Source organism: Amycolatopsis sp. 505, from assembly GCF_031625235.1.
GTDB lineage: Bacteria > Actinomycetota > Actinomycetes > Mycobacteriales > Pseudonocardiaceae > Amycolatopsis.
In genome coordinates, this window is sequence record NZ_JACKQP010000014.1 from 31123 (window position 1) to 57243 (window position 26121).

The following is a 26121-nucleotide window of genomic DNA, read 5'->3' on the forward strand; positions in this document are numbered from 1 at the left end:
CCGTGCTCCCCTAGTTCTCGCCGCGCGGAGGGACGCCGGGCTCGCGGCCGTCCTCCAGGATCTCCTTGAGCCCGAGCGCGATCGCCTTGGCCGCGCGGGCCCGCCGGTCGAACTCCCGCCGCAGGTCGCGTGGCGCCAGCGCACGGGGTGCCCCGGCCGCGTCGGCGGGGGTCGCCCGCAGGAAGTAGTGCAGCAGGGTGCCGTCGAGCACCGGCTCGAGCCAGACCTCCATGGTACCGACGAGGGCACCCGTCACGGTCCAGCGCAGGCCCTTGTCGCCCCGGTCGGTGTAGACCTCGAGGACCAGGTCGGGCCAGTAGCGCCGCCAGGAGGCCGGCTCGGCGAAGACCGCGGCCACGGTGGCCGGCGGAACGGCGAGGAACGTCTCGTCGACGATGTCGAGTGAGGGTGGCGCGTTCACGTGCGAAGAATGTCACGGCCTCGCCTCGCGGCGGCGATCAGCATGGTCTTAAGGTGCTCACCACGCTAAGTTGACTGGCGGGTAACAGCGGTGTCACCTGCCGCACGCGTTGAACACGGAGGTCCACGTGCGCGAATACAGCGCTCCCGCCGGCAAGCCGGTGGCCGACGACGAAAACATGTCCGACGTCGTCTGGGCGAACGCCGAGCGGTTCTCCGACGTGGTGAGCTTCCGCCGCCAGGTCGAGGGCAGCTGGCTGGACGTGACCGCCAAGGAGTTCGCGGCCGAGGTGCTGGCCGTGGCCAAGGGCATGGCCAAGGCCGGGATCGGCCGCGGCGACCGCGTCGCGATCATGTCGAAGACCCGCTACGAGTGGACGCTGATCGACTTCGCGATCTGGGCGGCCGGCGCGGTCACCGTGCCCATCTACGACACGTCCTCCCCGGAGCAGGTGCACTGGATCCTCTCCGACTCGGCCGCCAAGGGCGTCTTCGTCGAGACGACCGCCCACGCCGCGGCGGTCGACGAGGTCCGGGACCGGCTCACCGAGCTGGCCAACACCTGGCAGATCGAGGGCGACTCCCCCGCCGTCGAAGAGCTGTCGGCCCTGGGCGCGTCGCTCTCGGACGACGAGCTGCACGACCGCCGCCGCGAGGTGACCGCGGACGAGCTGGCCACCATCGTCTACACCTCGGGCACCACCGGCCGCCCCAAGGGCGTCGAGCTGACCCACCGCAACCTGCTGGCCGAGATCCGCGCCGACATCGAGGCGTTCCCGCAGCTGATGGAGCAGGGCAACTCGCTGCTGGTGTTCCTGCCGCTGGCCCACGTGCTGGCCCGCGCGATCGCCGTCACCGCGCTGACCGCCCGCGTCACCCTCGGGCACACCCCGGACGTCAAGAACCTGGTCGCCGACCTGGGCACGTTCCGGCCGACGTTCGTCGTCGCGGTGCCGCGCGTGTTCGAGAAGGTCTACAACTCGGCGAAGCAGAAGGCGCACAGCGAGGGCAAGGGCAAGATCTTCGACGCCGCCGAGGCCACCGCGGTCGCCTACAGCGAGGCCCAGGACTCCGGCGGGGCCGGGCTCGGGCTGAAGCTGAAGCACCTGGCGTTCGACAAGCTGGTCTACGGCAAGCTGCGCGCGGCCCTCGGTGGCCGTTGTGTGGCGGCGGTGTCCGGCGGCGCCCCGCTGGGAGCGCGCCTGGCGCACTTCTTCCGCGGCATCGGCGTCCCGGTGTTCGAGGGCTACGGCCTGACCGAGACGTCCGCGGCGGCGAACGTCAACACGCAGACGGCGTTCCGCGTGGGCACGGTCGGCAAGCCGGTCAACGGCACGTCGGTCCGCATCGCCGGCGACGGCGAAGTGCTGCTCAAGGGCGACGTCGTGTTCCGGGCGTACTACAACAACCCGCAGGCCACCAAGGAAGCGCTCACCGACGGCTGGTTCCACACGGGCGACCTGGGCGAGCTGGACGCGGACGGCTTCCTCAAGATCACCGGCCGCAAGAAGGAGATCATCGTGACGGCGGGCGGCAAGAACGTCGCCCCGTCCGGCCTCGAGGACACGATCAAGGCGTGCCCGCTGGTCAGCCAGGCGATGGTGGTCGGCGACCAGCGCCCGTTCATCGCGGCCCTGGTCACGGTGGACGAGGAGTACTTCCCGTCGTGGAAGTCCCAGCACGGCAAGCCGGCCGGCGCTTCGGTGGCGGACCTGGCCGCGGACCCGGACCTCCTCGCGGAGATCCAGGCCGCGGTGGACGAGGCGAACAAGTCGGTGTCCAAGGCCGAGGCGATCAAGAAGTTCACCGTGCTGGCGAACGACTTCACCGAGGCCGGTGGCGAGATCACGCCGAGCCTGAAGCTGAAGCGGAACGTGGTTTCGAAGAACTACGCGAACGACATCGAGGGCCTGTACAAGAAGTAGTCGATCTCAGCGAAGGCTGTCTTGACGAATTCTGAATCCGTCAAGACGGCCTTCGCTGCTTTTCGGATCACGACTTTGCGGCAATGATGATTGCACCATGGTCACGCCAGGACCGAGCTTTCCGTTTCCGTGACCGACTGGGATCCCTCGTCCTCTGCGTTCTCCGCGCCGGCCGTCGCGGCGGTCCGGATCCGGGCCGAGGCGACGCTGGAAGACCTCGTCGACCAACGGCAGGAGCTCGAGGCCGCCGGGACCGATCTGGGACTGACCAGCAAAGAGGCCGGCGTCGAAGTTCCGGCGGACTGGCCGACCACCCCGGGAAGCCCGGTCTACTACATGCGAATGGCCGAAGGCTTCTTGCGTGCAGCAGCGGCGGGAACCATTTGCCGCGACGAATTCCCGGAGTCGACCTTCACGAATGTACCGCCGCCGCCCGACAACTGGATCTGCGCTCACCGGCCGCCGCACCCGCGATGACGATGACCACCCCCACTCCGTACGCGCGCCAAACCGGACTCTTCTCGGGCGCCAGCCTCTGGCGAGCGGCCCGGCCCGCCCTCATGCTCATCGCGGCCGCTTCCCTCGGCCTGGCGGCCGGCACCGCCGAGCTCCGATGGGTGCTCGGATCGGCCGCGCTCGCCGTTGTCCTGACGATGACCGCGGTCATCGCCGTCTGCCGCCGCCGGGTCGCCGAGAAACCGGCACGCCTGGTCTTCTTGGCGGAATGCGAACTGGCGACATTGGTCTGCGCGGCCGTGGCCCTGCTGGCCACGACGGTCAACGTGGTTGCCTGGGTATCCGAACACTTCGACTCGAAGAGCCTGGCTTACGGCATCGGGTTGCTGGCCGGCGGCCTGCTCGGCTTCTTGTCCAAGGACCTGTTCAAGGCCGGGGAGAACGAGAGCTGGAACGCGGGCCACTTCCAGGTCCGGGCCGCCAAGGTCTACCAACCGTACTTCTACCGGCGAGACCCGCAAACCCGGCGGTACCAAGGACACAACACCCTGGCGCGGTGGATGCCGGATGGGCTCGCTGCCGACGCGTTGCGCATGTACCAGTACCGCGATGCCTCCGGCGAGTACGTGACGGGATGGAACCATGCCGCCCGGATGAGGCGCGCCCGCACCGTGGAAGCGGAACTGGCTCGACCCCCGTGGAATCCCTCGCCCAACGGCGTGGCCGGCCAGGCCACCGTCGTCGATCACGACCTCGAGCTGCCTGCCTGATCAGCACCACCCGGGATGTGCTGGGCCGCGATGAAGTCGCGGTACCAGCGGTAACTCGACCTCGGTGTGCGCGCTTGCGTCTCGTAGTCCACGTGGATCAAGCCGAACCGGTGCTTGTAGCCGTGTGCCCACTCGAAGTTGTCCAGCAGCGACCAGCAGAAGTAGCCGCGCAGGTCCACCCCCGCCGCCGCCGCGGTGCGGGCCGCCTCGATGTGCTCGCTCAGGAAGCTGATTCGTTCGTAGTCCGCGAAGTCGCTCCGGTCGGTGTACACGCACCCGTTCTCCGTGACGTACACCGGTGGCAGGCCCGGGTAGCGGTTGTGCAGGCCGACCAGGGCTTCCGTCAGGCCCTCCGGCTCGACCGGCCAGCCCATGCCCGTGCGCGGGACGTCCGGCAGGCGGGTGGTGTCCACGCCGATGTCCGCCACCGTTCGCAGTGCCGGGTCCGGCTCGCGGTGGGGGGCGTCCGCCACGTGCACCCGGTAGTAGTAGTTCACGCCCAGGTAGTCCAGGGGCGCCGCGATGATCTCCAGGTCCTCTTCGCGGCGGAACGAGAAGTCCGAGACGCCGTCGAACATCGCCGTCAGGCCCGGGGCGTAGCGGCCGCCGAACAGGGGGTCGGTGAACTGCCTGCGCAGCAACGTGTCCTGCCGGGCCGCCGCCGCCGTGTCCGCCGGCGAGTCCGTCACCGGGACCGCCGGTGACTGGTTGAGGACGATGCCGAACTGGTGGGGCAGCGCCGCCCGCTCGCACATCGCCCGGACCGCCAGGCCGTGCCCGAGCAGCAGGTGGTGGGCGGCCGCCAGCGCGCCGTGTCCCTCCCGCGCCCCCGGCGCGTGGCGGCCTTCGCCGTACCCGGCCACCGCGCACGGGTACGGCTCGTTCAGCGTCGTCCAGAAGTCGACGACGTCGCCCAGTTCCTGGTGCACCAGCGCCGCGTACTCGGCGAACCGGTACGCCGTGTCGCGGGACCGCCAGCCGCCCTCGTCCTCCAGGGCCTGGGGCAGGTCCCAGTGGTAGAGCGTCAGGAACGGCTCGATCCCCCGCTCCCGCAGGCCTTCCGCCAGCCGCCGGTAGAAGGCCAGGCCCCGGCGTTCCGGCGCACCCTGGCCGGACGGCTGGATCCGGGGCCAGGACACCGAAAACCGGTAGCTGTCGACGCCCAGCTCGGCGAGCAGGTCGAGGTCCGCCTCCCAGCGGTGGTAGTGGTCGGCCGCCGGTTCTCCGGTGTGGCCGCCGGCCACCGCGCCGGGGACCGCCGCGAACGTGTCCCAGATGGACGGTCCACGGCCGTCGGCGGTCGTGGCGCCCTCGATCTGGAACGCCGAAGTCGCGACGCCCCAGCGGAAGGCGGGCGGGAACCTCTCATTTCGGGGGTCCGGGTGGCGAAGCCCCCGGCCCGGGGTGAAGCCCCAGTTGTCACTGCTGGTCACGGTCAACTCCGGAGGGGTCAGCCCTTGAGCGCGCCCTGCATGATGCCGCCGACGATCTGGCGGCCGAACAGCAGGAACACGATCAGGACGGGGACGGTGCCGATGGTGGCGGCGGTGAGCACGAGCGTGTAATCGGTGGTGTAGCCACTGGCCAGTGTGGACAGTGCGGTTTGGACGGTCGGGTTCTCCGGCACCAGCACCACCAGCGGCCAGAAGAAGTCGTTCCAGGCCTGCATGAAGGTGAACAGCCCGAGCACCGCCGCGGCCGGGCGGGCGGCCGGCAGGGCCACGTGCCAGAACAGCCGCAGCGAGCCGCAGCCGTCCATCCGGCCGGCCTCCAGCAGCTCCAGCGGCAACGCGCGTTCGAAGTACTGGCGCATGAAGAACACGCCGAACGCGGTGACCAGGCCGGGCACGATCACCGCCTGCAGCTGCCCGGCCCACCCGAAGTCGGCCATCATCATGTACAGCGGGACGACGCCGAGCTCGGTCGGGATCGCCTGGGTGGCGACCACGACGAGCAGCAGCGCCGTCCGCCCGCGGAAGCGCATCTTGGCGAAGGCGAACCCGGCCAGCGTCGAGAACAGCACCACCGACACGGTGATCGTGCCCGCGACGATGAGCGAATTGCCGAGCGCCAGCGCGAAATCCGTCTCGTCGAAGACGCGGGCGATGTTCTCGAACAGGTGCCCGCCCGGCACCAGGACCGGCGGCACCTTCCCGACCGCCTCCGTCGTCTGCGAGGAGACGACGAACGACCAGTAGACCGGGAACGCCGAGCCGGCCAGGATCGCGATCAGCGCGGCGTAGGTCCACGGGCTCGCGACCCGCCTGGAGATCCGCCGCAGCCGCCCGGGTGAGGCGGCCGGCGGCGCGGAGGCCGCCGGGGTCAGCACGGTGGTCATGTCGCTCCTCAGTCCGTCGATATCCGCCGGGTCACCAGGTACGACAGGCCCGCGACGAGCATCGTGGCCACGGCCAGGATCAGCGCGATCGCCGAGCTGTAGCCGAAGTCGTACTTGGCGAAGCCCTGTTCGTAGAGGTAGAGCGCGGCGGTCTGGAACTGCCGGTCCGAGCCGCCGGTGGCGGCCGCCGTGCCCGGGTTGAACAGCAGCGGCTCGGCCAGCAGCCGCATGTTCCCGGTCGTCGCGATCACCGTCGAGAAGATGATCTGCGGCCGCAGCAGCGGCACGGTGATCCGCCAGAACTGCTGCCACCCCTTGGCCCCGTCGAGGGTGGCGGCCTCGTACATGCTCGACGGGATCGCCTGCATCGACGCCAGGAAGATCAGCGCGTGGTAGCCGGTCCAGCGCCACACGACCATCGCCGCGATGGCCGTGTGCGAGCTGGCCGTGCCGGCCTGCCAGTCGACCTGACCGGCACCGAACCAGCTCAGCACCCAGTTGACCAGGCCGAAGTCCCGGCCGAACAGCTGCGCGAAGATGATCGTCACCGCCGCCACCGAGGTGATGTTCGGCAGGATCATCCCCATCCGGAAGAACATCCGCCCGCGCAGCCGCCGGTTGAGCAGGTGCGCGATGCCCAGCGCGAACAGGATCTGCGGGATCGTGGTCAGCAGCCACAGGCTGACCGTGTTCCCCATCGAGTTCCAGAAGTACGGGTCGTGGAACAGCAGCTGCTCGTAGTTGCCGAACCCGATGAACTGCGCACCCTCGGCGTCGATCAGGTTCCGCTTCTGCAGCGACACGACCGCCGTGTACACCAGCGGGAACAGCCCGAAGACGCCGAAGATGAGGAAGTACGGGCTGATGAAGCCGAACGGCGACAGCTTGACGTCCCACTTCTGCCGCCGCTCGGCGAAGGTGAGTGCCATTACTTGATCTTCGCGACGTCACCGACCAGCTGCTGCCACGCCGCCGGGCCGTCCTGCTTGCCCTGCTCGACGCGCTGCATCGCGTTGCCGAACTCGGTCTGCACGTCACCGGCCTTCGGGCCCTGGTACTGCGGGTTCAGCTTCTTCGCCGCGTCGGTGAAGACCTTGCCCACGGGTGCGTTGTTGAAGAAGGCATTGGTGTAGCCGGTGATCTTCGGGTCGTCGTAGAGCGACGGCACCGAGGGCAGCAGCCCCTTGCTGGTGAACACCTTCGCCTGCTGCTCGGGCGCGGTCAGCCAGGCGGCGAGGTCGGCCGCTTCCTTGGTGTGCTTGCCCTGCTTGGGCACGGTCAGGTACGAGCCGCCCCAGTTGCCGCCGCCACCCGGCACGGCCGCGACGTCCCACTTGCCCGCGGTGTCCGGCGCCTGGTCCTTGATCTTGGTCATCATCCACGCCGGGCAGGTGACGGTCGCGAACTGGCCCTGGGTGAAGCCGGTGTTCCACTGCGGCGTGCTGTAGAGCAGGCCGGCGCTCAGGTTCGCCTTGACCGCGTCGACCACGAGGTCCCAGCCCTGGCGCAGCGCCGGGTTGCTGCCCACGATGATCTGGTCGTTCTGGTCGTAGTAGCCCTGCGGGGCCTGGCCGACGATGGCGTTGAGCACGGTCGGGCCGCCGTCCATGAACTTGACGCCCTGGGGTGCCTGGGCCTGGAAGCGCTTGCCCGTCTCGAAGAACGCCTGCCAGGTCGGCCAGAGCGCGGAGACGGCGTCGCGGTCCTCGGGCAGCCCGGCGGTCTTGAACATGTCACGGCGGTAGCAGATGGCCAGGCCGCCGACGTCGGTGCCGTAGCCGATCTGCTGCCCGCCCTTGCCCAGCGACGCGGCCCACTTCCAGCCGAGCCAGCGGTCCTTGAGCTTGTCCCCGCCGACGGTGTTGAGGTCGACGAACTTGTCCGGCGTCGCCTTGAACTGGGCGACGTAGCCGGTGTCGATGGCCTCGATGTCCGCGGCGCCGGCGCCGGTGGCCAGGTGCGCGGCGAGGTTCTTGTGGTGGTCGGAGTAGGCGGCGGTCCGCTCGGTGATCTCGATGTCCGGGTGCGCCGCCTGGTACTCCTTGATCAGGTCGGTATAGCCGAAGTTGCCGAACAGGCCGAGGCTCAGCTTGACCTTGCCGCCGGCGGCGCCGCTGTCGCCGCACGCGCTCACCGCGGTGAGCGCGACCAGGGCGGCACCCACCCCGGCGAGCAGGCGGATCCGGCGGTTTCTCGTTTTCGGGCGCATGAGATCTCCGTTGTTCTGCGGGCCGGTCGGAAAACGCGGGACCCATGAGAGCGCTCCCAACACCCTTTCGTCAAGTAACGAAATGATAACCAGGGCTGGCGTTTACGCTGCCAGACGTCGTGTGCTACAGATGTAACCGGTTACAAGAACGGAGATCGACATGGTCACTGCCCGCGAGGTCGCGCAGCTCTGCGGGGTTTCCGTCGCCACCGTGTCGCGGGTGTTCAACCGCCCGGCCACGGTCAGCGCGACCACGCGCGAACGCGTCGAACGCGTGGCGCGGGACCTCGATTTCTCGCCGAACGAGTCGGCGCGCGCGCTGTCGCGGCAGCAGTCGGCGATGGTCGGGCTGGTCTGGGACACCGACCACCGGCGGCCCGGCTGGCGGCACCCGTTCCTGCAGGACCTGTTGCTGGGCCTCAAATCCGCGCTGAGTTCGCACGGCTACCACCTGCTGCTGCTCGCGACGAGCGACGACGCGCGCGACCGCCACCCCGGCGTGTCACTGGCCGATCCGATCGGCTACGTGAGCATGACCCGAAGACACCACCTGGCCGGGCTGGTGCTCATCGACAGCGGGACGGACGCCGACGCGTTCACCGCGTTCGCCCAGTCCGGGCTGCCGTGCGTCGCGCTGGACGTCGCCCTGTCCGGGCCGCGGGCCACGCACGTGACGTCGGACAACGCCGGGGGCGCGGCGGAAGCGGTCCGCCACCTGGCCGCCCTCGGCCACCGCCGGATCGCGACGATCACCGGCCCCCGCGGCAACGCGCCGGCGACCGCGCGCACCGAGGGCTACCGGCGCGGGCTGGCCGAAGCCGGCCTCCCGGTGTCGGAGGATCTCGTGGTCGGAGGTGACTTCTACCGCGAGAGCGGCTTCGTCGGCATGCGCCGGCTGCTGGCCCGCAAGGAGCCGCCGACGGCGGTGTTCGCGGCCAGCGACGAGATGGCGGTGGGTGCCCTGCTGGCGGCCCGCGCGGCCGGGCTGAGGGTGCCGGCGGACCTGGCCGTGGTCGGCTTCGACGACATCGAGGTGGCGTCCCTGGTCGACCCGGCCCTGACGACGGTGGCCCAGGACAAACCGGGCTTCGGCACGGCGGCGGCGGGGGCGCTCCTGGCGATGCTCGAGAACGCGACGACCCCGGAACCGGTGCTGCTGCCGACGAAACTGGTCGTCCGCGATTCCTGCGGCGCTAGACGGTGATCTTCGCGTCCCAGTCGATGTGGTGCGAGTACAGCCAGCCGCGCTCCTCGCCGACGTCGCCACCCGCGCTCGCCTTCACCAGCTTCTCGACGCGCTCCCGCCTCAACCCCTCGTACGCGGCGAAAGCCGCGGCCGGGTCCGGGAGGTCGCGCAGGCACTGCGCCAGCACGACGCTGTCCTCCAGGGCCATCGACGCGCCCTGGCCCGCGGCCGGGGACGCGGCGTGGGCGGCGTCGCCCGTCAGGACCATCTCGGGCGTCGACCAGACGCGGGTCTCCGGGACGTCGTACGAGTGCCCGCCGAAGACCTCGTCCCCGGTGGCCGCGACGATGTCCGCACACGGCAACGGATCGCCGTCGAAGGCCGCGTGGGCGAACTCGCGCCAGCCCGCCGGGGTGACCGCCGCGATCTCCTCGCGCGGCCGCTCGGCGTCCGGGATGCGGGCGAACCAGAAGGTGGCGCCGCCGGTGTCCGTGGTGAACCCGAAGGCGGCCCGGCTGCCGCGGACCATCCGGTAGATCCCCGGCGCGGCGGGCAGCCCGCCCGCCCGCGTGTAGCCGTAGACGACGGTCAGCCCGGTGTAGCGGGGCTCGTCGGCGGCCGGGTCGATCAGCCGCCGGACGACCGAGCGGAGGCCGTCCGCGCCGACGAGGACGTCGCCGGTCGCGGTGGTGCCGTCGGCGAACTCCGCCGTGATCCCGCCCGGGCCGGACCGGGCGCTCACCAGGCGGCGACCGCGCTCCAGCGGGACCCCGCGGCGCGTGGCCTCGTCCTGCAGGACGCGGTAGAGCGTGGCGCGGGTCAGGGTGCGGGGCCCGTCGAGGCCTTCGGTGTCGAACTCGCGCCGCCCGACGGTCTCCCCGTTCGGGGCGACGAGCTCGACGCCGTACGCCGCGAAGGAGGCGTCGATCACCGGCCGGTCGGCGCCGATCGCGCGCAGGGCGTCCATGCCGTTGTGCATGATCGTGAGGAACGCGCCGATGTCGTCCCCACCGGCGGGGTAGGCCTCGTACACGATCGGCTCGTGCCCGGCGAGCTTCAGCGCCATCGCCGTGACCGTGCCCGAGATCCCGCCACCCGCGACCAGTACCCGCACTTCGCGTCCCCCCGTCGACTCCGCGTGCCGCCGCCGTTGACGTTACCGTGACGGCGGCACGCGGTGCCTACTTCTCCTTCGCACCGCTGGTGGCGATGTCGCCGTTCAGGCCGCGCGGGTAGAAGCCACCCGAGGACACCTTGTCCGGGTTGAGGTACGCGATGTTGAGCACGCGCTCGGCGGAGCGCCCGAACGCGATGCCGTTGGCGTCGGCCGGGACGAGGTTCGCCTTGCCGTTCTTGATGACGCCTTCGTCGTCGTCGGCCTTGCCGTCGAGGCTGTCGCGGGCGTCGGACATCTTGTTCGTGACGTCGCCGAGGCCCCGCTCGAACAGGGCGGACCGGATGATCCCGGCGTGGTAGGCCTCGACGGCCAGGATGCCCGCGGCCGCGTCGAGGAACGTCTTGTTGTTCACCAGCGGCGCCGCGCCCTTGTAGGCCGACACGCCGACGTCTTCGAACAGGTAGGCGGCGAGCAGGAAGTTGTTCTCGCTGCCGAACGGGTCGAACGTCTGACCCTTCTGGATCACCCCGGCCGCCTGCATGGCCGCGGTGAAGCTGTTCTGGAAGTCGATCTCCGGCTGCGCGACGGCGGCCTTGTCCAGCGCCTTGCGCAGGAAGTTCACGTGGGCGACCTCGTCGCCGGCGATCTCCTGGACGATCTGCTTGGTGTGCTCGCTCTTGAACTTGACGCCGTGCCCGCCGGAGACTTTGCCGAGGTTGCCGACGCCGTTGACGTACTTCTCGTTCAGCCCGTAGCCGTACGCGGCGAAGGAGTACAGGTTGGCCTCGAGGTACTCGAGGTTCAGCGCGAAGTTCAGCACCGCGGCGTCACTCGCCGCCTCCTTCCCCGCGTCACCTCCCTGCGCGCCGTACTGCGAGGTGGCACCGGCCGAGCCGAGGCCCAGCGACAGCGCCGTGCCGAGCGCGCCGGCACCCGCGACGCCGAGCCCCGCCGCTCCCGCAGCCTTGAGGAAGCGGCGGCGGTCGGTCGCGTTCTCCGCGCTGCGCTCGATCAGCTGCTCTGTGTAGCGTTTTCCGAACACCGGGGGACGTCCTCTCGTGACGAGTTCGTCCACCTCACCCACCGGTCATACGTACCTGGGCGTCCCCCGGCTCGGTCAAAACGGGAAAAATTTTGATCGACTTGCGTTTGCCCAGGTCAGCCGCGCTGCGCGACGGCGAGCCGGACGCACACGGCGAGCGCGCGGACGGCCTCTTCGACCTCTTCGAGCTTCGGGAAGGTCGGCGCGATCCGGATGACGGCGTCGGCCGGGTCGTTGCCGTGCGGGTGGGTCGCCCCGGCGGGGGTCAGCGCGACCCCGGCTTCCTTCGCCAGCCGCACGACCTCCTTCGCGGTGCCCTGCGGGACGGTGAGCGTGATGAAGTACCCGCCGGTCGGCTTGGTCCAGGACGCCAGGTCGGCCAGCTCCTCGGTGAGGATGCGGTCGACGGCCGCGAACTTCGGGCCGATGATCTCGGCGTGCTTGCGCATGTGGGCGCGCACGCCGTCTTCGTCCTTCAGGAAGTGCGCGTGGCGCAGCTGGTTGACCTTGTCCGGGCCGATGGTGCGCTTGCCGGTGTTGCCGGTCCACCAGGCGAGGTTGGCCTCGGACGCGCCGAAGAAGCCGACGCCGGCGCCGGCGAGGGTGATCTTCGAGGTCGAACCGAAGACGAACACGCGGTCGGCGTTGCCGGCCTCGGTGGCCAGGGCCAGGAGGTCGGCCAGCTCCGGCTCGTCGTCGGTGAGGTGGTGCACGGCGTAGGCGTTGTCCCAGAAGATCCGGAAGTCCGGCGCCGCGGTGCGCATGGTGGCGAGCCGCTTCACGACGTCGTCACTGAACGTGACCCCGGTGGGGTTGCTGTACTTGGGCACGCACCAGATGCCCTTGACGGTGGGGTCCTCGGCGACCAGCGTCTCGACGGCGTCCATGTCGGGGCCCTCGTCGGTCATGTCGACCGGGACGAGCTCGATGCCGAAGCGCTCGGTGAGCGCGAAGTGGCGGTCGTAGCCCGGGACGGGGGCGAGGAACTTCACCTGCGGCTCGTCGGCCCAGCGGCGCTCGGCGCCGGGCAGCTTGCTCAGCAGCGCCTGGACGACGGCGTCGTGCATCAGCTCGAGGCTCGAGTTGCCGGCGGCGAGCAGCTGCCCGGCGGGCACCTGCAGCGCGGCGGCGAAGATGCGGCGCAGCTCGGGCAGGCCGTTGAGGCCGCCGTAGTTGCGGACGTCGGTACCGTCCTCGGCCTTGAAGGTGCCGTCGCCCGGGAGGGAGAGCAGCGCGTTCGAGAGGTCGAGCTGCTGCGGGGACGGCTTGCCGCGGGTGATGTCCAGGGAGAGGCCTCGGCCGACCAGGGCCGCGTAGTCGCTGCGGGCCGTGTCGACGTCGACGGAAGCAGTGGTCATGCCGTCAACGCTAAACCCGCCGTCGATACCATTTCGGGGCGGGTCCTGGCTAGGGTGGTTGGTGTGCATCTCGTCGTCCACGCCGACCAGCGCCAGTTCACCATCCGGGATTCTTCCGCCCGGTTGACGGGCAACGGCTGGACCGCTTCCGCGGTGGAGCTTCACCGGATCGGGGCCGAGCCGGGCGGTCTGGCGATCGCGACGGCGCGGTCGGACGTGGTCGAGTCATCGGTGACGCTGCTGCCTTCGGCGCCTGCTCTCTTGCCGGACGCCGAGCACGTGGTGGAAGCGGACCTTCCGGTTCCGAGCGGGCGGTTGGTGATTTCCGGGCCTTCGGACTACCCGTCGCAGGAGAAGTTCTTTTCGGTGCTGCCCGGGTTGTACCGGGCGCGGGTGTCGTACGTACCGGCGGATCCGCCCGCGGTGACGTGGAACGAGCACGAGTTCGGGGAGCACTACCGGTACGTGGTGGAGCTGTGGCCGGTCGAGGAAGGGTCCGATGTGGAGGTTTTGCGGCAGGGCGCGGCCGTTTGGGACGGTTAGAGCGCCGTCAGGGTGGCCAGCTTCCAACGCCCGTCCACGCGCTTCGCCGTCACGGCGAGCTGGGCCACCGAGGACGTCGGTGCTCCTCCGCCCTGAGCCACCGTTTGCTGGTCCAGGAACAACAGCAAGTCCGCCGAGTCCCCTCGCAACGAGCGCACCCCCACCGCCCGGACCGTCGTCGTCCGGGTCAGCTTCTCCGCCGTGGCCCGCGTTCGCGCGGAAGCGAACTGGGATGAGTACTGCCGGACCGCATCCCCCGTCAACACCTCCGCCGCCGCGCGTTCGGTGCGGGGCAGGTTTGCGTAGTCGTACGAGAACACCGCCTTCACCGCGTCGCTCACCTGAGACGAAACGTCCGAAGTGGCCTGCACGTCCACCAAAGCCTGGTTGTCCCCCGGCGACAGCGAGGCCGCTTCGATGCCGAACCACGCCGTGCAGCCCAATGCCAGCGCCACCACCAGGACCAGGGCACGCGTCATGAGCCCGCCGCCTGGACTGCCGCGATCTTCCAGCCGGACGGGGAGCGGGACACGTCCACCGTCAGGCGGTTGAGACGCGGCGAAACCGCGCCACCGCCCGTCGACACACGCACGTCCAGGACCGCCAACAGACGGGCGGAACCACGAGCAGGATCGATCTCCGTCACCGCCGCCTGGACCAGCGATGCCGACGAGACCGTGCGGGCCGTGACCGCCCGGTCGATCTGCAGCTGGCGGTCGCCCGACAGGTCCTTCCCGTACTGGCCCGTCGTCGCCGCTATCCAGCGGTCGACGTCCGCCGCCGCCGTGCGGTAGTCGATCGTGTTCAACGTGACCAATGCCGGGCCTGCTGCCGCGAGCACTTCGTCGCGCGAACGGCCGCGGGCCGAGGACTCGTCCGAAGCCGCGCGCCACCAGGACCAGCCCGCGAACGCCGCCGCCAGGATCGACAACGCCGCCAGGACCACCAGGAGCCGCTGTGTCACGGCGCGCCCAGCAACCGGCCGAGTCCGCCCGCGGACGGCCCGGTCAGCAGGCTGAGCATTCCCGGCAACGGCGCAGGCGTGGAAGAAGCAGTCTGCGAAGGTGCCGCCGGGATCGCGGGCGGCTTCCCCGCGTACGGCGCGTTCTGCGCGCCCCGCACGCCGGTCGGGCTCCCGGGCGGCTCGGCGCAGTACGCGTTCGTGTTGACCGGCGCCTCCGACTCATCGTTCGCCGGACGCTGCTTCGTCCCTTCGTACCCCTTCGTGCACGAAGCCGGGTCGAAGAAGTTGAACACCACACCCAGGTGCCCGGTGCCGTCCGGGGACGTCGACGGCGAGAACGCCGAGATGATCGGATAAGCGACCAGCAGTTCCTCGATCGAGTCCTTCCGGGACGTCGTGATCTGCGCCGTGGTCAGCAGGTTGGCGAACAGGACGCCCAGGTCCGTCCCCGACGCGGCCAGCACGTCGCTGATCTGCCGGCTCAGCTGCGGCGCCTGCGCGATCACCCGCCGCAGGTCCGGATCCGACTTCTTCAGCTGACCGGCGATCGTCCGCAGCCCCGAAGCGAAGTCGGTGATGTTCGCCGACTGGCGCTCCTGGGTGCCCAGCACGATCCGCGAGTTCGCCAGCAGCCCCTGCGTCTGCGGCACGTACTGCGCGGCCACGGCCGTCAGCGAACCCGTGCTGTCGAGCAGTTGCTGCAGTTCCGGCCCGGCCCCCGCGAACGCGTTGTACGTCTCGTCGACGACCGTACGCAGCGACTCCGGGTGCACGCTCGCGACCAGGTCGTCGAGGTGGGTCAGCACCGTGTCCGGCGACGGCGGCAGCGACGTCTTGTCCGCCGTGATCACCGAGCCGTCCTCGAGGAACGGGCCGCCGTTGTGGTGCGGCAGCAGGTCCACGAACTGCTCCCCCACCGCAGAACGGTTGGCCACCTGCGCGTGCGCGTCGGCCGGGATGTCCGGGGCGCCCGCGTCGATGTCCAGGGCGACGTCGACGCCGTGCTCGGTCAGCGTCATCGACGTCACCCGGCCGACCGTGACCCCGCGGTAGGCGACCTCGGAGTTGACGAAGATGCCGCCGGAGTCGGTCAGCTGTGCGGTCACGACGTAGCCGCGGTTGCCGAACAGCCGGTCCAGCCCCGCGTACCGGCCGCCGGCGTAGACGACCGACACCACCGCGATGACGACGAACGCGAACAGCTGGATCCGGATCTTGCGGGTCACCGGCCGCCCCCGATCAGGCCGAGCAGGCCGCCCAGCAGGCCGGGACCGGCCGCCGGCGGGACCGTGCCCAGGTCGGGCAGCGGCAGCGGGGGCGCGACGGCGGACGGCTGCCCGGACGGCAGGGCGATCGGCGGCTGCGACGAGTTCGTGAAGTTCGAGATCAGCACGTCCAGGTCGAGGTTCACGTTCGCCTCGACGTTCGCGTAGTCGCCCTTGATCACGTTGCCCGCGTAGTCCGGGAACGGGTACGTCAGCAGGATCTGCAACGCGTTCGGCAGGTTGGCACCGGCCTCGCCGAGCTTCGTCAACGTCGGCTGCAGGGCCTTGAGGTTCGCGACGAGCTGGTCGCGGCTCTTGGTCACGGTGTCCACCGCGACGCCGGACAGCGTGTCGAGCGCGTTCAGCATGCCCACGAGCTGGTCGCGCTGGTCCGTGACGACCTTCAGGCCCGGCGCGAGGTTGTCCAGCGCGTTCGTCAGGTTCTGCGTCTGGCCGGTCAACGTCTTCGAGAGCTTCGCGAGACCGTCGATCGCCCGCAGGATCTCCGTTTTGTGCCCGTCGAGCTGGGTGGCCAGTTCGTCCACCCGGGACAGCAGCGCGCGGATCTCCGGCTCGTTCCCGGACAGCGCGTCGTTGAGCTCGTGGCTGATCTTCTGGATCTGCTCGACGCCGCCGCCGTTGAGCAGCAGCGAAAGCGCGCCGAGCACCTCCTCGACCTCGGGGTTGCGGTTGGTCCGCCCGAGCGGGATCTGCCCGCCGTCGGCGAGCTTCCCCGACGCGGGTTCCGCCGTGGGCACGCTCAGTTCGACGAACTTCTCCCCCAACAGCGAAGACTGCTTCAGCTCGGCGCGCGCGTTGGCGGGCAGCGCGATGTCGCCGTTGACGGTCATCGCCACCAGCGCCGAGCGCGTGTCCGGCGTCAGCGTGATCTTGTCGACCCGCCCGACCGCGACGTCGTTGACCTTGACGCTCGACTGCGGCACCAGGTCGAGCACGTCGGTGAACAGCGCGGTGACGTGGTACGGGTGGTCGCCGACGTCCGCGCCGCCCGGCAGCGGCGTGCCGTAGAGACCGTTGAACCCGCCGTCGCTGCAGGCCGCCAGCACGAGCACCCCGGCGAGCACCCCCGCAAGCCGCTTCACTTGGCACCGCCCGAAAGCTGTTCCATGACGTCGACGAGCGGGAGCGGCAACGGCGGCAGCGTCCCGTTCTGCAGCGAATTCAGCACCTGCGGGATGGTCGGTAGCTTCAAGGCGCCGTCGAGGACCGGGGCCAGCTGCTTGCAGATGGTGCCGAGGGTGTCGGGGACTTCCTTGGGCGTGAACGAGCTGATCAGGCGGCACGCGGTGAGGATCGGCGGGTTGGTCAGCTCGTTCAGGTTGTCGCGGACGGCGATGGTGCCCGACGCCGCGTCGTAGGAGTTGATGAAGTTGGTGGCGCCGGTCGGCGCGATGTCGAGCACCTCGGCGAGCGCGGCACGCTGGTCGACCAGGACCTTCGACAGCGACGCCAGCTTGTCCACATTGGACTCCAAGACCGTCTTGTTGTCGTTGACGAACTGCTGGACGTCGCCGAGCGCGCCCCCGAGGGACTGCAACGCGGCACCGACCTCGGACGAGTCGGCGGCGAGGAACTGGCTGACGTCGGCGACGCGGCCGTAGAACTCGTTGAGCTGCTGGTCGCTCTGGGCCAGGGCGCCGGTGAAGGAGTTGAGGTTCTGCACGGTCGAGAACAGGTCGTCCTTCGAGCCGTCGAGGGTCTTCGCGAGCTCGGCCAGCTGCCCGACCGTCGAGTTCAGCGAAGCGCCGTTGCCCTTCAGCGTGTTCGCCGCGGTGTCCAGGACGCCGGACAACGCGCCGTCCTTGTTCGCGCCGTTCGGGCCCAGCGCCGTCGACAGCTTGTCGAGGCTCGAATACAGATCGTCCAGTTCCACCGGCGTGGCCGTGCGGTCCTTCGCGAGCACCGTCCCCGATGCGAGCACGGGACCGCTGTCGTAGGCCGGGGTCAGCTGGACGTACCGGTCGCTGACCAGGCTCGGCGCCACGACGACCGCGCCGACGTCGGCGGGCAGCGACACGTCGTCGACGCGCATGTCCACGCGGACCGCGTCCCCTTCGGGCGTCACGTCGGTGACCTCGCCGACCGGCACGCCGAGCACCCGCACCGACGAACCCGCGTACAGCCCGACGGTCTTGCCGAAGTACGCGGACAGCTTGGTGCCGTTCGACGCCCGGAACACCAGGTACAGCCCGGCGGTGACGATCAGGGCGAGGATGCAGGCGAACGCCAGCCAGGTCACCAGGCTGCGGCCGCGGGCGGTGTGGATGGTCATCGGCGGCCCACCCCCTGGTTCGGCGCCGCGATCGGCGGGGTGCAGCCTTCGGGGTTGATGTGCAGGCCGCCCACGGTGATCGTCGGCGGCAGGAGCCCGCACAGGTAGCCCTCGAACCAGCGGCCGTTGCCGGTGGCGTTCGCGCCGACCCGGGCGAACGGCGCCATCAGCTGCAGGCTCTTGTCGAGGTTGCCCTGGTTGCGCTGCAGGATGTCGGTCACCTTGCCCAGCTTGTCCAGCGTCGGCTTGAGCTGGTCGCGGTTGTCCTGGACGAGGCCGGTCAGCTGCTGCGAGAGCTGCTGGGTGCCGGTGAGCAGGGCGTTGATGGCCTGCTTGCGGTTCTGCAGCTCGGTGAGCAGCAGGTTGCCGTCGCTGATCACGCGCTGCAGCTGGGCGTTGCGGTCGGACAGCGTCTTCGACACCTGGCTCGTGTTGGCCAGCAGCGTGTGCAGGTCGGCGTCGCGGGAGGACACCGTCTTCGCCAAGGACGACAGGCCGGTCAGCGTGTCCTTCAGGTACTGCGGGCTGTCCTTGAGACTGTCGGAAAGCGCGTTGAAGCTGTCCGCCAGCTGTTTCGTGTCGATGTCGCCGACCGTCGTCGACAGCTGCTCGAACGCGTCCTGCAGCTGGAACGGCGTGCGCGTGCGGGTCTGCGGGATGGTCGAGTTCGGCTCCTGCGCGCCGTCGCCCTTCGGGTCGAGCGCGAGGTACTTCTCCCCCAGCAGCGTCTTGATCTCGATCGACGCCGTCGTGGCGTCCCCGACCCGGACGTCCTTGACCCGGAACTTCACCAGGACCTGCTTGCCCGCCAGCTTCACCGACGACACCGTGCCGACCTTGACGCCGGCGACCTCGACCTCGTTGTCCGGCGCCAGCCCGGCGGACTCGCCGAAGTACGCCGAGTACGTCGTGCCGTTGCCGAAGAACGGGAGCTGGTCGGAGAAGTACGTCGTGGCCGTGACGAGCACGATCAGCACGAGCGCGACCGCGCCCACCGCGGCCTGGTTGCGTTCCTTCAGCGGCTTCACGGACCACACCTCTCCGCGCGCTGCGTGCCGGGGATCGGGATGATCGGCAGGGTGATGTCGAGCGAGGAAATGCCGATGGTGCCGGTGATCCCGCACAGGTAGTAGTTGAACCAGCTGCCGTAGCTCAGGGTCCGGGTGAACTTCTGCAGGTTGCCCGGCAGCACCTCGAGGAGGTGGTTGAGCAGCACCCCGGAGTCGCCGAGGTTCTGCGACAGCACACCGAGCCGGGCCACGTCGTCCTTGAGCGCCGGGCGCGCGTCGGCCAGGAGCCCGGTGGTCGACACCGCGAGGTCGCCGAGCGCGCTGACCGCGTCGCCGATCGGCTTGCGCTGCTCGGCCAGCCCGCTGACCAGCTTCTGCGTCTGCTCGACGAGGTCACCGAGCTGCGCACCGTGGGCGTTCACCGTGCCGAGCACGGTGTTGAGGTTGGCGATGACCTGGCCGATCACCTGGTCCTTGCGCGCGATCGCCGTCGTCAGGGACGCGGTGTGCTGCAGCAGGCTGGTGATCGTGCCGCCCTCGCCCTGGAAGACGCTGATGATCTCGGCCGACAGCTGGTTGACGTCCTGGGGGCTCAGCGCCTTGAACAGCGGCTTGAACCCGTTGAACAGCACGGTGAGGTTCAACGCGGGTTTGGTGCGCTCGGGCGGGATCGTGCCGCCGTCCGGCAGCGCCTTGTCGCCCGGGACGTCGGTGCCGAGGGCGAGGTAGCGCTGGCCGACGAGGTTGCGGTACTTGATCGTCGCGGTGACCGTCTCCGGCAGCCGGTAGGTGTGCTCGACGTCGAACCGCACCTGGGCCAGGTTCCGGTCTCCTTCGACCACCTCGATCGCGTCGACCTGGCCGACCTTGACGCCGGCGATGCGGACGTCGTCGCCTTCCTTGAGCCCGGACGCGTCGGTGAACTTCGCCAGGTAGCCGGACGTCTCGCCGAAGTTCGTGTTCGCGATGGTGGCCGCCAGGATCCCGGTCAGCAGCACGGTGACGACCGCGAAGACGCCCAGCTTGATCAGCGACGGGACGAAACTCCTCACTTGAGCTCCACCTCCGCCCCGCGGTAGAGCGGCCCGACGAGCAGGCCGGCCCACCCGGGCACGGCACCGGGCGCGGTGCCGAGCGCGGGCGAGGCGAGCAGGTCGATCAGGTCGTTCTCGTAGGCCGACCCGACGATCGTGCCGTCGCCGCCGATGGCGCCCCCACCGGCGGGCAGCGTCTCGGGCGGGTACTTCGGCGGCGGGGGCTTGCTGGAGCCGTCCTCGATCGGGCCGTCGGGCGGGTACTGCGGCCACACGCCGGGGTGCGGGACGCTCGGGTAGCAGCGGGGGCCGCGCTTGTCCTCGTACTTCGGCTCGTCGACGCCGGGCAGGTACTTGCCGCGGCTGGCGGCGAACTCGATGGTCACCCGGCTGACCTCCGGGTACGCGGTGCCCTTGCCGAACGCCAGTTCCGCCCGCGGCACCGACTCGGCGAGCTGGCGCATCAGGCACGGGTACTCGGGCGCGTACTTCGCGAGGACGTCCAGCGTCGGCTGGATGGCCGTGGTGAGCCGGATCAGGTTGTCCTTGTTCACCTGGAGGAAGCTCGTGAGGTCCACCGAAGCGGCGGTGACCGTGGCGTAGAGGTCGGCCAGCCGGGCGCGCTGGTCGACGATCGTCCGGCTGGTCGTCGTCAGGTCCGACAACGCCTGCAGGATGTCCGGCGCGGCCTTGTCGTAGGTGTTCGCCACATTCGCGAGGCCGGTGATGTCGGCCTTGACGTCCGGCAGTGCCGGGTTCAGCCGGCCGAGGTAGTCGCTCAGCTGGACGAGGGTGTCGCCGAGCTGCTTGCCGCGGCCGTCGAGCGCGGTCGCCACCGCGGTGAGCGTGCTGGACAGCTTCTCGGGCTGGACCGCCTGCAGCAGCGGCATGACGTCGTCGAGGACCTTCTGCAGCTCGATCGCCGCGCTGCTGCGGTCCTGCGGGATGACGTCACCGGCCTCGATCGGGCCGTCGGACTTGCCGGGCAACTGCAGGGCGACGTACCGCTCGCCGAAGAGCGTCTTCGGCAGCAGCCGCGCGGAGACGTTCTTCGGGATGACGTGCGTCTTGTCCGGGTCGAGGGCCAGCTCCAGCTCGGCGTGGTCGCCTTTCGCCAGCACCGACCGGACCTCGCCGACGAGCATGCCGCGGACCTTGACGTCGCCGCCGGTGCGCAGCTGGCTGCCGACCCGGTCGGTCTCCAGCTTCACGAGCGTCACCGGCGTGAACGCCTTGTTGTAGACAGCGAGCGTGAGCGCGATGAACAGGGCGGCGACGAGCAGGAAGACCAGCCCCAGCACCTGGTACCGGAGCCGCTGCCAGAGCTCGCGCCTCATCCCGAGATCCTCACCGTGGTGTTCGCGCCCCAGATGGCGAGGGACAGGAAGAAGTCCAGCACCGAGATCAGCACGATCGACGTCCGCACCGCGCGGCCCACCGCGACCCCGACGCCGGCCGGGCCGCCGCTGGCGTGGAACCCGTAATAGCAGTGGGACAGGATCACGAGCACGCTGAACACGATCACCTTCCCGAACGACCAGAGGACGTCGCCGGGCGGCAGGAAGAGGGTGAAGTAGTGGTCGTAGGTGCCCGCGGACTGGCCGTAGAGCCAGATGGTGATCTGCCGGGACGCGAGGTAGCTCGACAGCAGGCCGACCGCGTACAGCGGGATCACCGCGGCGACGCCGGCGAGCACCCGGGTCGTCACCAGGTACGGCATGCTCGGCACGCCCATGACCTCCAGGGCGTCGATCTCCTCCGAAATCCGCATGGCGCCGAGCTGGGCGGTGAAGCCGCAGCCGACGGTCGCGCTCAAGGCGAGTCCCGCGGACAGCGGGGCGACTTCGCGGGTGTTGAAGTAGGCGGAGATGAAGCCGGTGAGCGCGGCCGTGCCGAGCTGGTTGAGCGCGGAGTAGCCCTGCAGGCCGACGATCAGGCCGGTGAACAGCGTCATCCCGATCATCACGCCGAGCGTGCCGCCGATGACCGCGAGGCCGCCGGTGCCGAAGCAGACCTCGGTGAGCAGGCGCAGCGTTTCCCGGCTGTAGCGGCGGATCGTGCGCGGCGACCAGGCGAGCGCTTTCGCGGCGAACGCCAGCTGCTTGCCGAGCCCTTCCAGGCTCTGGCCCGGGCGCGCGATGTACTCGAGCGTCCGGTCGGCGTCGACTCCTCCGGCGGTCATCACATCGCCTTCGGCGGGACGATCCGCAGGTAGATCGCGGTGAGCACGACGTTGATCAGGAACAGGAGCAGGAACGTGATCACGACGGCCTGGTTGACCGCGTCACCGACGCCCTTCGGACCGCCCGCCGGGTTCAGCCCGCGGAAGGCCGCGACGACCCCGGCGACGAAGCCGTACAGCAGCGCCTTGATCTCGCTGATCCACAGGTCCGGCACCTGCGCGAGGGCGTTGAAGCTGGCCAGGTACGCGCCGGGGGTGCCGCCCTGCAGGACGACGTTGAAGAAGTAGCCGCCGAGCACGCCGACCACGCTGACCAAGCCGTTCAGTAGCACCGAAACGACCATCGCGGCGAGCACCCGCGGCACGATGAGGCGCTGGATCGGGTTGACGCCGAGGACTTCCATGGCGTCGATCTCTTCGCGGATCTTGCGCGCGCCGATGTCCGCGCAGACCGCGCTGCCGCCCGCGCCCGCGACCAGCAACGCCGTGATCAGCGGGCTGGCCTGCTGCACGATCGCCAGGGCGCTGGCCGCGCCGGTGAACGACTGGGCGCCGATCTGCGCGGTCAGCGAGCCGAGCTGCAGGGCGATCACCGCGCCGAACGGGATGGCGACCAGGGCCGTCGGGAGGATCGTGACGCTGGCGAAGAACCAGCACTGCTGGATCCACTCACGCGTCTGGAAGGGGCGCTTGAAGATCGCGCGCAGGACTTCCACCGACAGCGTGGCCAGGCGGCCGACCTGGGTCAGCGCCGCGGTTCCCGGGAGCGTGCCAGTGCCTCCGCTCACCACACCTCCCAGTAGATCGCCGTTGACCTCCGAGTCTTCTCCACACCCGGTTCCCGCTTTTGGTTAGCGGTGTTCACTCTCCCCTTCGGCAGTTCTCCTTCAGAAGTTGAGGGCGTGCGTCGCCGTCGCCCCGCCGTCCGCCACGAACTCCGCACCCGTGCAGTACGCGCTCTCGTCGCTGGCCAGGAACAACACCAGCTTGGCGACGTCCTCCGGCTGCCCGACCCGTTTCAGCGCGACCTTCTTCCCGACGTACGACATGTCGACTTTCTGGCCGCCCGCCGCGGTCTCGACCATCTTGGTGTCGATCGCGCCGGGGTGCACCGAGTTCACGCGGATGCGCTTCTTGCCGAGCTCCATCGCCGCGACCTTGGTCATGCCGCGGATCGCGAACTTGCTCGCGGTGTAGGCGACGAGGTAGGGCATCCCGGCCAGACCCTCCACAGAGGACACGTTGACGATGGAGCCACCGCCGGCGGCGGTCATCGGTTCAACGACCGAACGCATCCCGAGAAACGCCCCGATCTGGTTCACCCGGATCACGCGTTCGTAGTCGGCCAGCGTCGTCTGCCCGAGCTCCGAAAAGTGCAGGATGCCCGCGTTGTTGACCAGCACGTTCGGCGCGCCGAACTCGGTGGTCGCGCGCTCGACCGCGGCGGTCCAGCCGTCCTCGTCGCCGACGTCGAGGTGCTGGTAGACGGCCTGTTCGCCGAGGTCGGCGGCCAGCTGCTTGCCCTCGTCGTCGAGGATGTCGGCGATCACCACCTTGGCGCCCTCGGCGACGAACGCGCGCGCGGCGGCCTCGCCCTGCCCGCGCGCCGCGCCGGTGATCAGGGCGATCTTCCCGTCCAGCCTCATGACTCTCCCAGGATTTCGGTGGCGGCGAACATCCGGCCGGGGTCGCGGTCGGCGAAGAAGCCGCTCAGGGACGTCTCGAGCTCGTCGAGCTTCCAGCGCTGCTCGATCCGCGGCGGCCCGACCAGGGCGACCGTGCCGCCGTGGACGACGAACACCTGCCCGTTCACGTGCTCGGCCGCCGGGGAGGCGAGGTAGGCGACGAAGGGGGCGACGTGCTCGACCGAGAGCGGATCGGCGCCCTCGGCGGGAGGAGCACCGAACACGCCCTCGGTCATCGCCGTCCGTGCGCGCGGGCAGATCGCGTTGGCGCGGACGCCGTACTTGGCCAGGCTCCGGGCGGCCGACATGGTGAGCGCGGTGATGCCCGCCTTCGCGGCGGCGTAGTTCGGCTGGCCCGGCGAGCCGATGAGGAACGCTTCGGACGCGGTGTTGACCAGCCGCCCGTACACCGGTGCGCCGTCCGCTTTGGACTTGTCGCGCCAGTGCTTCGCGGCGTTGCGGGACAACAGGAAGTGCCCGCGCAGGTGCACGCGCAGCACGGTGTCCCAGTCGTCGTCGGACATCGAGAACAGCATCTTGTCGCGCAGGACGCCCGCGTTGTTCACCACGATGTCGAGCCCGCCGAGGTCGAGCGCGGCGCTCACCAGCGCGTCGGCCGTGGCGCGTTCGCCGACGTCGCCGGCCACCGCGACGGCCCGGCCGCCGGCCGCCTCGATCTCGGCGACGACGTCCTTCGGCTCGCCGATGTCGTTGACGACGACCGTGGCGCCGCCCGCGGCGAGCGCGAGCGCTTCGGCCCGGCCCAGCCCCGCGGCGGCCCCCGTGACGATCGCCGTCCTGCCGGTCAAGCTCACCGCGGGACCTCCTCGTCGAGTCCAGGATCTGGCCTACAGTAGAATCTGTTCTCGTTCTAGGCAACCCCTTCGGTGAACACTGCTAACTGATGGTGAACAGGGCGTTCTTCGGGCAGCCCTTGATCGCATCCGAAACGCGTTCTATCTGGTCCTCCGGCACCGCGCCGGGTCGGATGACGAGTTCTTCGTCGTCATCCAGGTCGAAGATCCCGGGCGCGAACCCCACGCACACCGCGTTCGCCTCGCACAGCTCACGGTCGACCCCGATCTCCATGCTTCCTCCGCCACACGAGTCCTGGTACAACTAGAACAGGTTCTAGTGTAACGCCGGATCGAGGTGACAGGTGCGGATCGACTACACGCCGGAGCAGCAGGCCCTGGCGGCCGAGCTTCGGGAGTACTTCGCCGAGCTGATGACGCCCGAACGGCGGGCGGGCCTCCGCTCGGGCGGCGGCGAGTACGGCGATGGCGTGGCGTACAAGGAGATCGTGCGGCAGCTGGGCAAGGACGGCTGGCTCGCGCTGGGCTGGCCGCCCGAGTACGGCGGGCAGGGCCGGTCGATGCTCGACCAGCTGATCTTCACCGACGAAGCGGCCGTCGCCGGGGTGCCGGTGCCGTTCCTGACGGTGAACACCGTGGGCCCGACGATCATGCGCTACGGCACCGAAGACCAGAAGGCGTTCTACCTGCCGAAGATCGCCGCGGGCGAGCTGCACTTCTCGATCGGCTACTCGGAACCGGAGGCCGGCACCGACCTGGCGTCGCTGCGGACGCGCGCCGAGCGCGACGGCGAAGAGTACGTCGTCACCGGCCAGAAGATGTGGACGAGCCTGATCGAGTACGCCGATTACGTCTGGCTCGCGGTCCGGACCGATCCGTCCGCGAAGAAGCACCGCGGGCTGTCGATGCTCATCGTGCCGACGTCCGCGGAGGGCTTCTCGTGGACCAAGGTGCACACGGTCGCCGGCGCCGGGACGAGCGCGACCTACTACGACGGTGTGCGCGTCCCCGTGTCGGCGCGCGTCGCCGAGGAGAACGCGGGCTGGCCGCTGATCACCAACCAGCTCAACCACGAGCGCGTCGCGCTGACGTCGTCGGCGCCGATCCGCAAGGCGCTGGCCGATGTCCTGGAATGGGCGAAGGAGACCGGCGCCATCGAGCAGGAGTGGGTACGGCTGCACCTGGCGCGGGTGCACGCGGGCGCGGAGTACCTGAAGCTGCGGAACTGGCGGATCGCCTGGGCGGCCGCGGCCAGCGAGCTCGGCCCGGCCGAGGCGTCGGCGACGAAGGTGTTCGGCACGGAGTTCGCGATCGAGGCCTACCGGCTGCTGATGGAGGTGCTCGGCGCGGCCGCCGTCGTCCGCGAAGGCTCGCCGGGGGCGCAGCTGTCCGGGCGGATCGAGCGGCTGCACCGGTCGGCGCTGATCCTCACCTTCGGCGGCGGCACCAACGAGATCCAGCGGGACATGATCGCCGCGACCGCCCTCGGCCTGCCCGTCACGCGCTAGG

General features: G+C 70.0%; 27 protein-coding genes. 6 read left to right on the forward strand and 21 right to left on the reverse strand.

All coding sequences use genetic code 11. The features are described from left to right. Window positions 1-10 precede the first annotated feature (10 nt). Window positions 11-421 (reverse strand): polyketide cyclase / dehydrase and lipid transport, encoded by a 411-nt coding sequence (locus H5965_RS40335; RefSeq protein ID WP_310976336.1) that lies wholly within the window; start codon window positions 419-421, stop codon window positions 11-13. Between the two features lie 127 nt (window positions 422-548). On the opposite strand from H5965_RS40335, the gene H5965_RS40340 reads away from it, so the two are divergent. From H5965_RS40340 to H5965_RS40350, 3 genes are all read left to right on the forward strand, one after another. Next, entirely contained in the window at window positions 549-2345 is a 1797-nt protein-coding gene (locus H5965_RS40340; RefSeq protein WP_310976337.1) for a long-chain fatty acid--CoA ligase, read from the forward strand. A 129-nt stretch (window positions 2346-2474) separates the two neighbouring features. Continuing rightward, the gene (locus H5965_RS40345; RefSeq protein ID WP_310976338.1) at window positions 2475-2822 is read left to right on the forward strand and encodes a hypothetical protein; all 348 of its coding nucleotides are present in this window, start codon (window positions 2475-2477) and stop codon (window positions 2820-2822) included. Further along, a complete protein-coding gene (locus H5965_RS40350) occupies window positions 2819-3571 on the forward strand; it encodes a hypothetical protein (RefSeq protein WP_310976339.1) in 753 nt (250 codons plus the stop codon). The genes H5965_RS40345 and H5965_RS40350 overlap by 4 nt, the downstream gene beginning before the upstream one ends. Here the strand turns inward: H5965_RS40350 and H5965_RS40355 are convergent. From H5965_RS40355 to H5965_RS40370, 4 genes are read right to left on the reverse strand one after another with little or no spacing between them, the layout of a single operon-like run. Beyond that, window positions 3547-5004, reverse strand: coding sequence for a GH1 family beta-glucosidase (locus tag H5965_RS40355; protein WP_396136988.1), 1458 nt, complete (start codon window positions 5002-5004; stop codon window positions 3547-3549). The two genes, H5965_RS40350 and H5965_RS40355, sit on opposite strands and share 25 nt — an antisense overlap. A gap of 17 nt (window positions 5005-5021) precedes the next feature. Beyond that, window positions 5022-5909: a carbohydrate ABC transporter permease gene (locus tag H5965_RS40360; protein WP_310976340.1), complete on the reverse strand. Its 888-nt coding sequence runs from the start codon at window positions 5907-5909 to the stop codon at window positions 5022-5024. A gap of 8 nt (window positions 5910-5917) precedes the next feature. After that, complete coding sequence (locus H5965_RS40365) at window positions 5918-6838, reverse strand: sugar ABC transporter permease (RefSeq protein ID WP_310976341.1); 921 nt, start codon at window positions 6836-6838, stop codon at window positions 5918-5920. Further along, complete coding sequence (locus H5965_RS40370; RefSeq protein ID WP_310976342.1) at window positions 6838-8118, reverse strand: ABC transporter substrate-binding protein; 1281 nt, start codon at window positions 8116-8118, stop codon at window positions 6838-6840. Before H5965_RS40370 ends, H5965_RS40365 begins: the two co-directional genes overlap by 1 nt. Window positions 8119-8278: 160 nt before the next feature. Between H5965_RS40370 and H5965_RS40375 the strand changes: the two genes are divergently transcribed. Beyond that, the gene (locus H5965_RS40375) at window positions 8279-9322 is read left to right on the forward strand and encodes a LacI family DNA-binding transcriptional regulator (RefSeq protein ID WP_310976343.1); all 1044 of its coding nucleotides are present in this window, start codon (window positions 8279-8281) and stop codon (window positions 9320-9322) included. Here the strand turns inward: H5965_RS40375 and H5965_RS40380 are convergent. The 3 genes from H5965_RS40380 to H5965_RS40390 all read right to left on the reverse strand — a co-directional run bounded on the left by H5965_RS40380 (window position 9312) and on the right by H5965_RS40390 (window position 12821). Then, window positions 9312-10418: an FAD-dependent monooxygenase gene (locus H5965_RS40380; RefSeq protein WP_310976344.1), complete on the reverse strand. Its 1107-nt coding sequence runs from the start codon at window positions 10416-10418 to the stop codon at window positions 9312-9314. The genes H5965_RS40375 and H5965_RS40380 overlap by 11 nt on opposite strands. 67 nt (window positions 10419-10485) lie before the next feature. Continuing rightward, window positions 10486-11463, reverse strand: coding sequence for a ferritin-like domain-containing protein (locus H5965_RS40385; RefSeq protein WP_310976345.1), 978 nt, complete (start codon window positions 11461-11463; stop codon window positions 10486-10488). A gap of 116 nt (window positions 11464-11579) precedes the next feature. Beyond that, the gene (locus H5965_RS40390; RefSeq protein WP_310976346.1) at window positions 11580-12821 is read right to left on the reverse strand and encodes an aminotransferase class I/II-fold pyridoxal phosphate-dependent enzyme; all 1242 of its coding nucleotides are present in this window, start codon (window positions 12819-12821) and stop codon (window positions 11580-11582) included. A 63-nt stretch (window positions 12822-12884) separates the two neighbouring features. Here H5965_RS40390 and H5965_RS40395 point away from each other — a divergent pair, with 63 nt between their 5' ends. Beyond that, a complete protein-coding gene (locus tag H5965_RS40395) occupies window positions 12885-13364 on the forward strand; it encodes a hypothetical protein (protein ID WP_310976347.1) in 480 nt (159 codons plus the stop codon). Here H5965_RS40395 and H5965_RS40400 read toward each other — a convergent pair. The 13 genes from H5965_RS40400 to H5965_RS40460 all read right to left on the reverse strand — a co-directional run bounded on the left by H5965_RS40400 (window position 13361) and on the right by H5965_RS40460 (window position 24886). After that, window positions 13361-13843, reverse strand: a complete 483-nt coding sequence (locus tag H5965_RS40400; RefSeq protein ID WP_310976348.1) for a hypothetical protein — start codon at window positions 13841-13843, stop codon at window positions 13361-13363. The two genes, H5965_RS40395 and H5965_RS40400, sit on opposite strands and share 4 nt — an antisense overlap. Further along, window positions 13840-14328, reverse strand: a complete 489-nt coding sequence (locus H5965_RS40405; protein ID WP_310976349.1) for a hypothetical protein — start codon at window positions 14326-14328, stop codon at window positions 13840-13842. Before H5965_RS40405 ends, H5965_RS40400 begins: the two co-directional genes overlap by 4 nt. Next, window positions 14325-15554, reverse strand: a complete 1230-nt coding sequence (locus H5965_RS40410; protein WP_310976350.1) for an MCE family protein — start codon at window positions 15552-15554, stop codon at window positions 14325-14327. The genes H5965_RS40405 and H5965_RS40410 overlap by 4 nt, the downstream gene beginning before the upstream one ends. Continuing rightward, entirely contained in the window at window positions 15551-16696 is a 1146-nt protein-coding gene (locus H5965_RS40415; protein ID WP_310976351.1) for an MCE family protein, read from the reverse strand. Before H5965_RS40415 ends, H5965_RS40410 begins: the two co-directional genes overlap by 4 nt. Continuing rightward, window positions 16693-17886 (reverse strand): MCE family protein, encoded by a 1194-nt coding sequence (locus H5965_RS40420; protein ID WP_310976352.1) that lies wholly within the window; start codon window positions 17884-17886, stop codon window positions 16693-16695. The genes H5965_RS40415 and H5965_RS40420 overlap by 4 nt, the downstream gene beginning before the upstream one ends. Further along, a complete protein-coding gene (locus tag H5965_RS40425; protein WP_310976353.1) occupies window positions 17883-18914 on the reverse strand; it encodes an MCE family protein in 1032 nt (343 codons plus the stop codon). The genes H5965_RS40420 and H5965_RS40425 overlap by 4 nt, the downstream gene beginning before the upstream one ends. Beyond that, window positions 18911-19948 carry an MlaD family protein gene (locus H5965_RS40430; protein WP_310976354.1) on the reverse strand — a complete coding sequence of 346 codons (1038 nt, stop codon included), beginning with the start codon at window positions 19946-19948 and terminating at the stop codon, window positions 18911-18913. Before H5965_RS40430 ends, H5965_RS40425 begins: the two co-directional genes overlap by 4 nt. Beyond that, complete coding sequence (locus H5965_RS40435) at window positions 19945-21267, reverse strand: MCE family protein (protein WP_310976355.1); 1323 nt, start codon at window positions 21265-21267, stop codon at window positions 19945-19947. The genes H5965_RS40430 and H5965_RS40435 overlap by 4 nt, the downstream gene beginning before the upstream one ends. Next, window positions 21264-22112 carry an ABC transporter permease gene (locus H5965_RS40440; protein WP_310976356.1) on the reverse strand — a complete coding sequence of 283 codons (849 nt, stop codon included), beginning with the start codon at window positions 22110-22112 and terminating at the stop codon, window positions 21264-21266. The genes H5965_RS40435 and H5965_RS40440 overlap by 4 nt, the downstream gene beginning before the upstream one ends. Next, window positions 22112-22900, reverse strand: coding sequence for an ABC transporter permease (locus H5965_RS40445; protein WP_310976357.1), 789 nt, complete (start codon window positions 22898-22900; stop codon window positions 22112-22114). Before H5965_RS40445 ends, H5965_RS40440 begins: the two co-directional genes overlap by 1 nt. A gap of 99 nt (window positions 22901-22999) precedes the next feature. After that, on the reverse strand, window positions 23000-23758 hold the full coding sequence (locus H5965_RS40450) for a glucose 1-dehydrogenase (protein ID WP_310976358.1): 759 nt from the start codon (window positions 23756-23758) through the stop codon (window positions 23000-23002). Continuing rightward, window positions 23755-24612 carry a 3-oxoacyl-ACP reductase gene (locus H5965_RS40455; RefSeq protein WP_310976359.1) on the reverse strand — a complete coding sequence of 286 codons (858 nt, stop codon included), beginning with the start codon at window positions 24610-24612 and terminating at the stop codon, window positions 23755-23757. The genes H5965_RS40450 and H5965_RS40455 overlap by 4 nt, the downstream gene beginning before the upstream one ends. A gap of 82 nt (window positions 24613-24694) precedes the next feature. Continuing rightward, window positions 24695-24886, reverse strand: coding sequence for a ferredoxin (locus H5965_RS40460; RefSeq protein WP_310976360.1), 192 nt, complete (start codon window positions 24884-24886; stop codon window positions 24695-24697). Window positions 24887-24956: 70 nt separating this feature from the next. On the opposite strand from H5965_RS40460, the gene H5965_RS40465 reads away from it, so the two are divergent. After that, window positions 24957-26120 carry an acyl-CoA dehydrogenase family protein gene (locus H5965_RS40465; RefSeq protein WP_310976361.1) on the forward strand — a complete coding sequence of 388 codons (1164 nt, stop codon included), beginning with the start codon at window positions 24957-24959 and terminating at the stop codon, window positions 26118-26120. Window position 26121 lies beyond the last annotated feature (1 nt).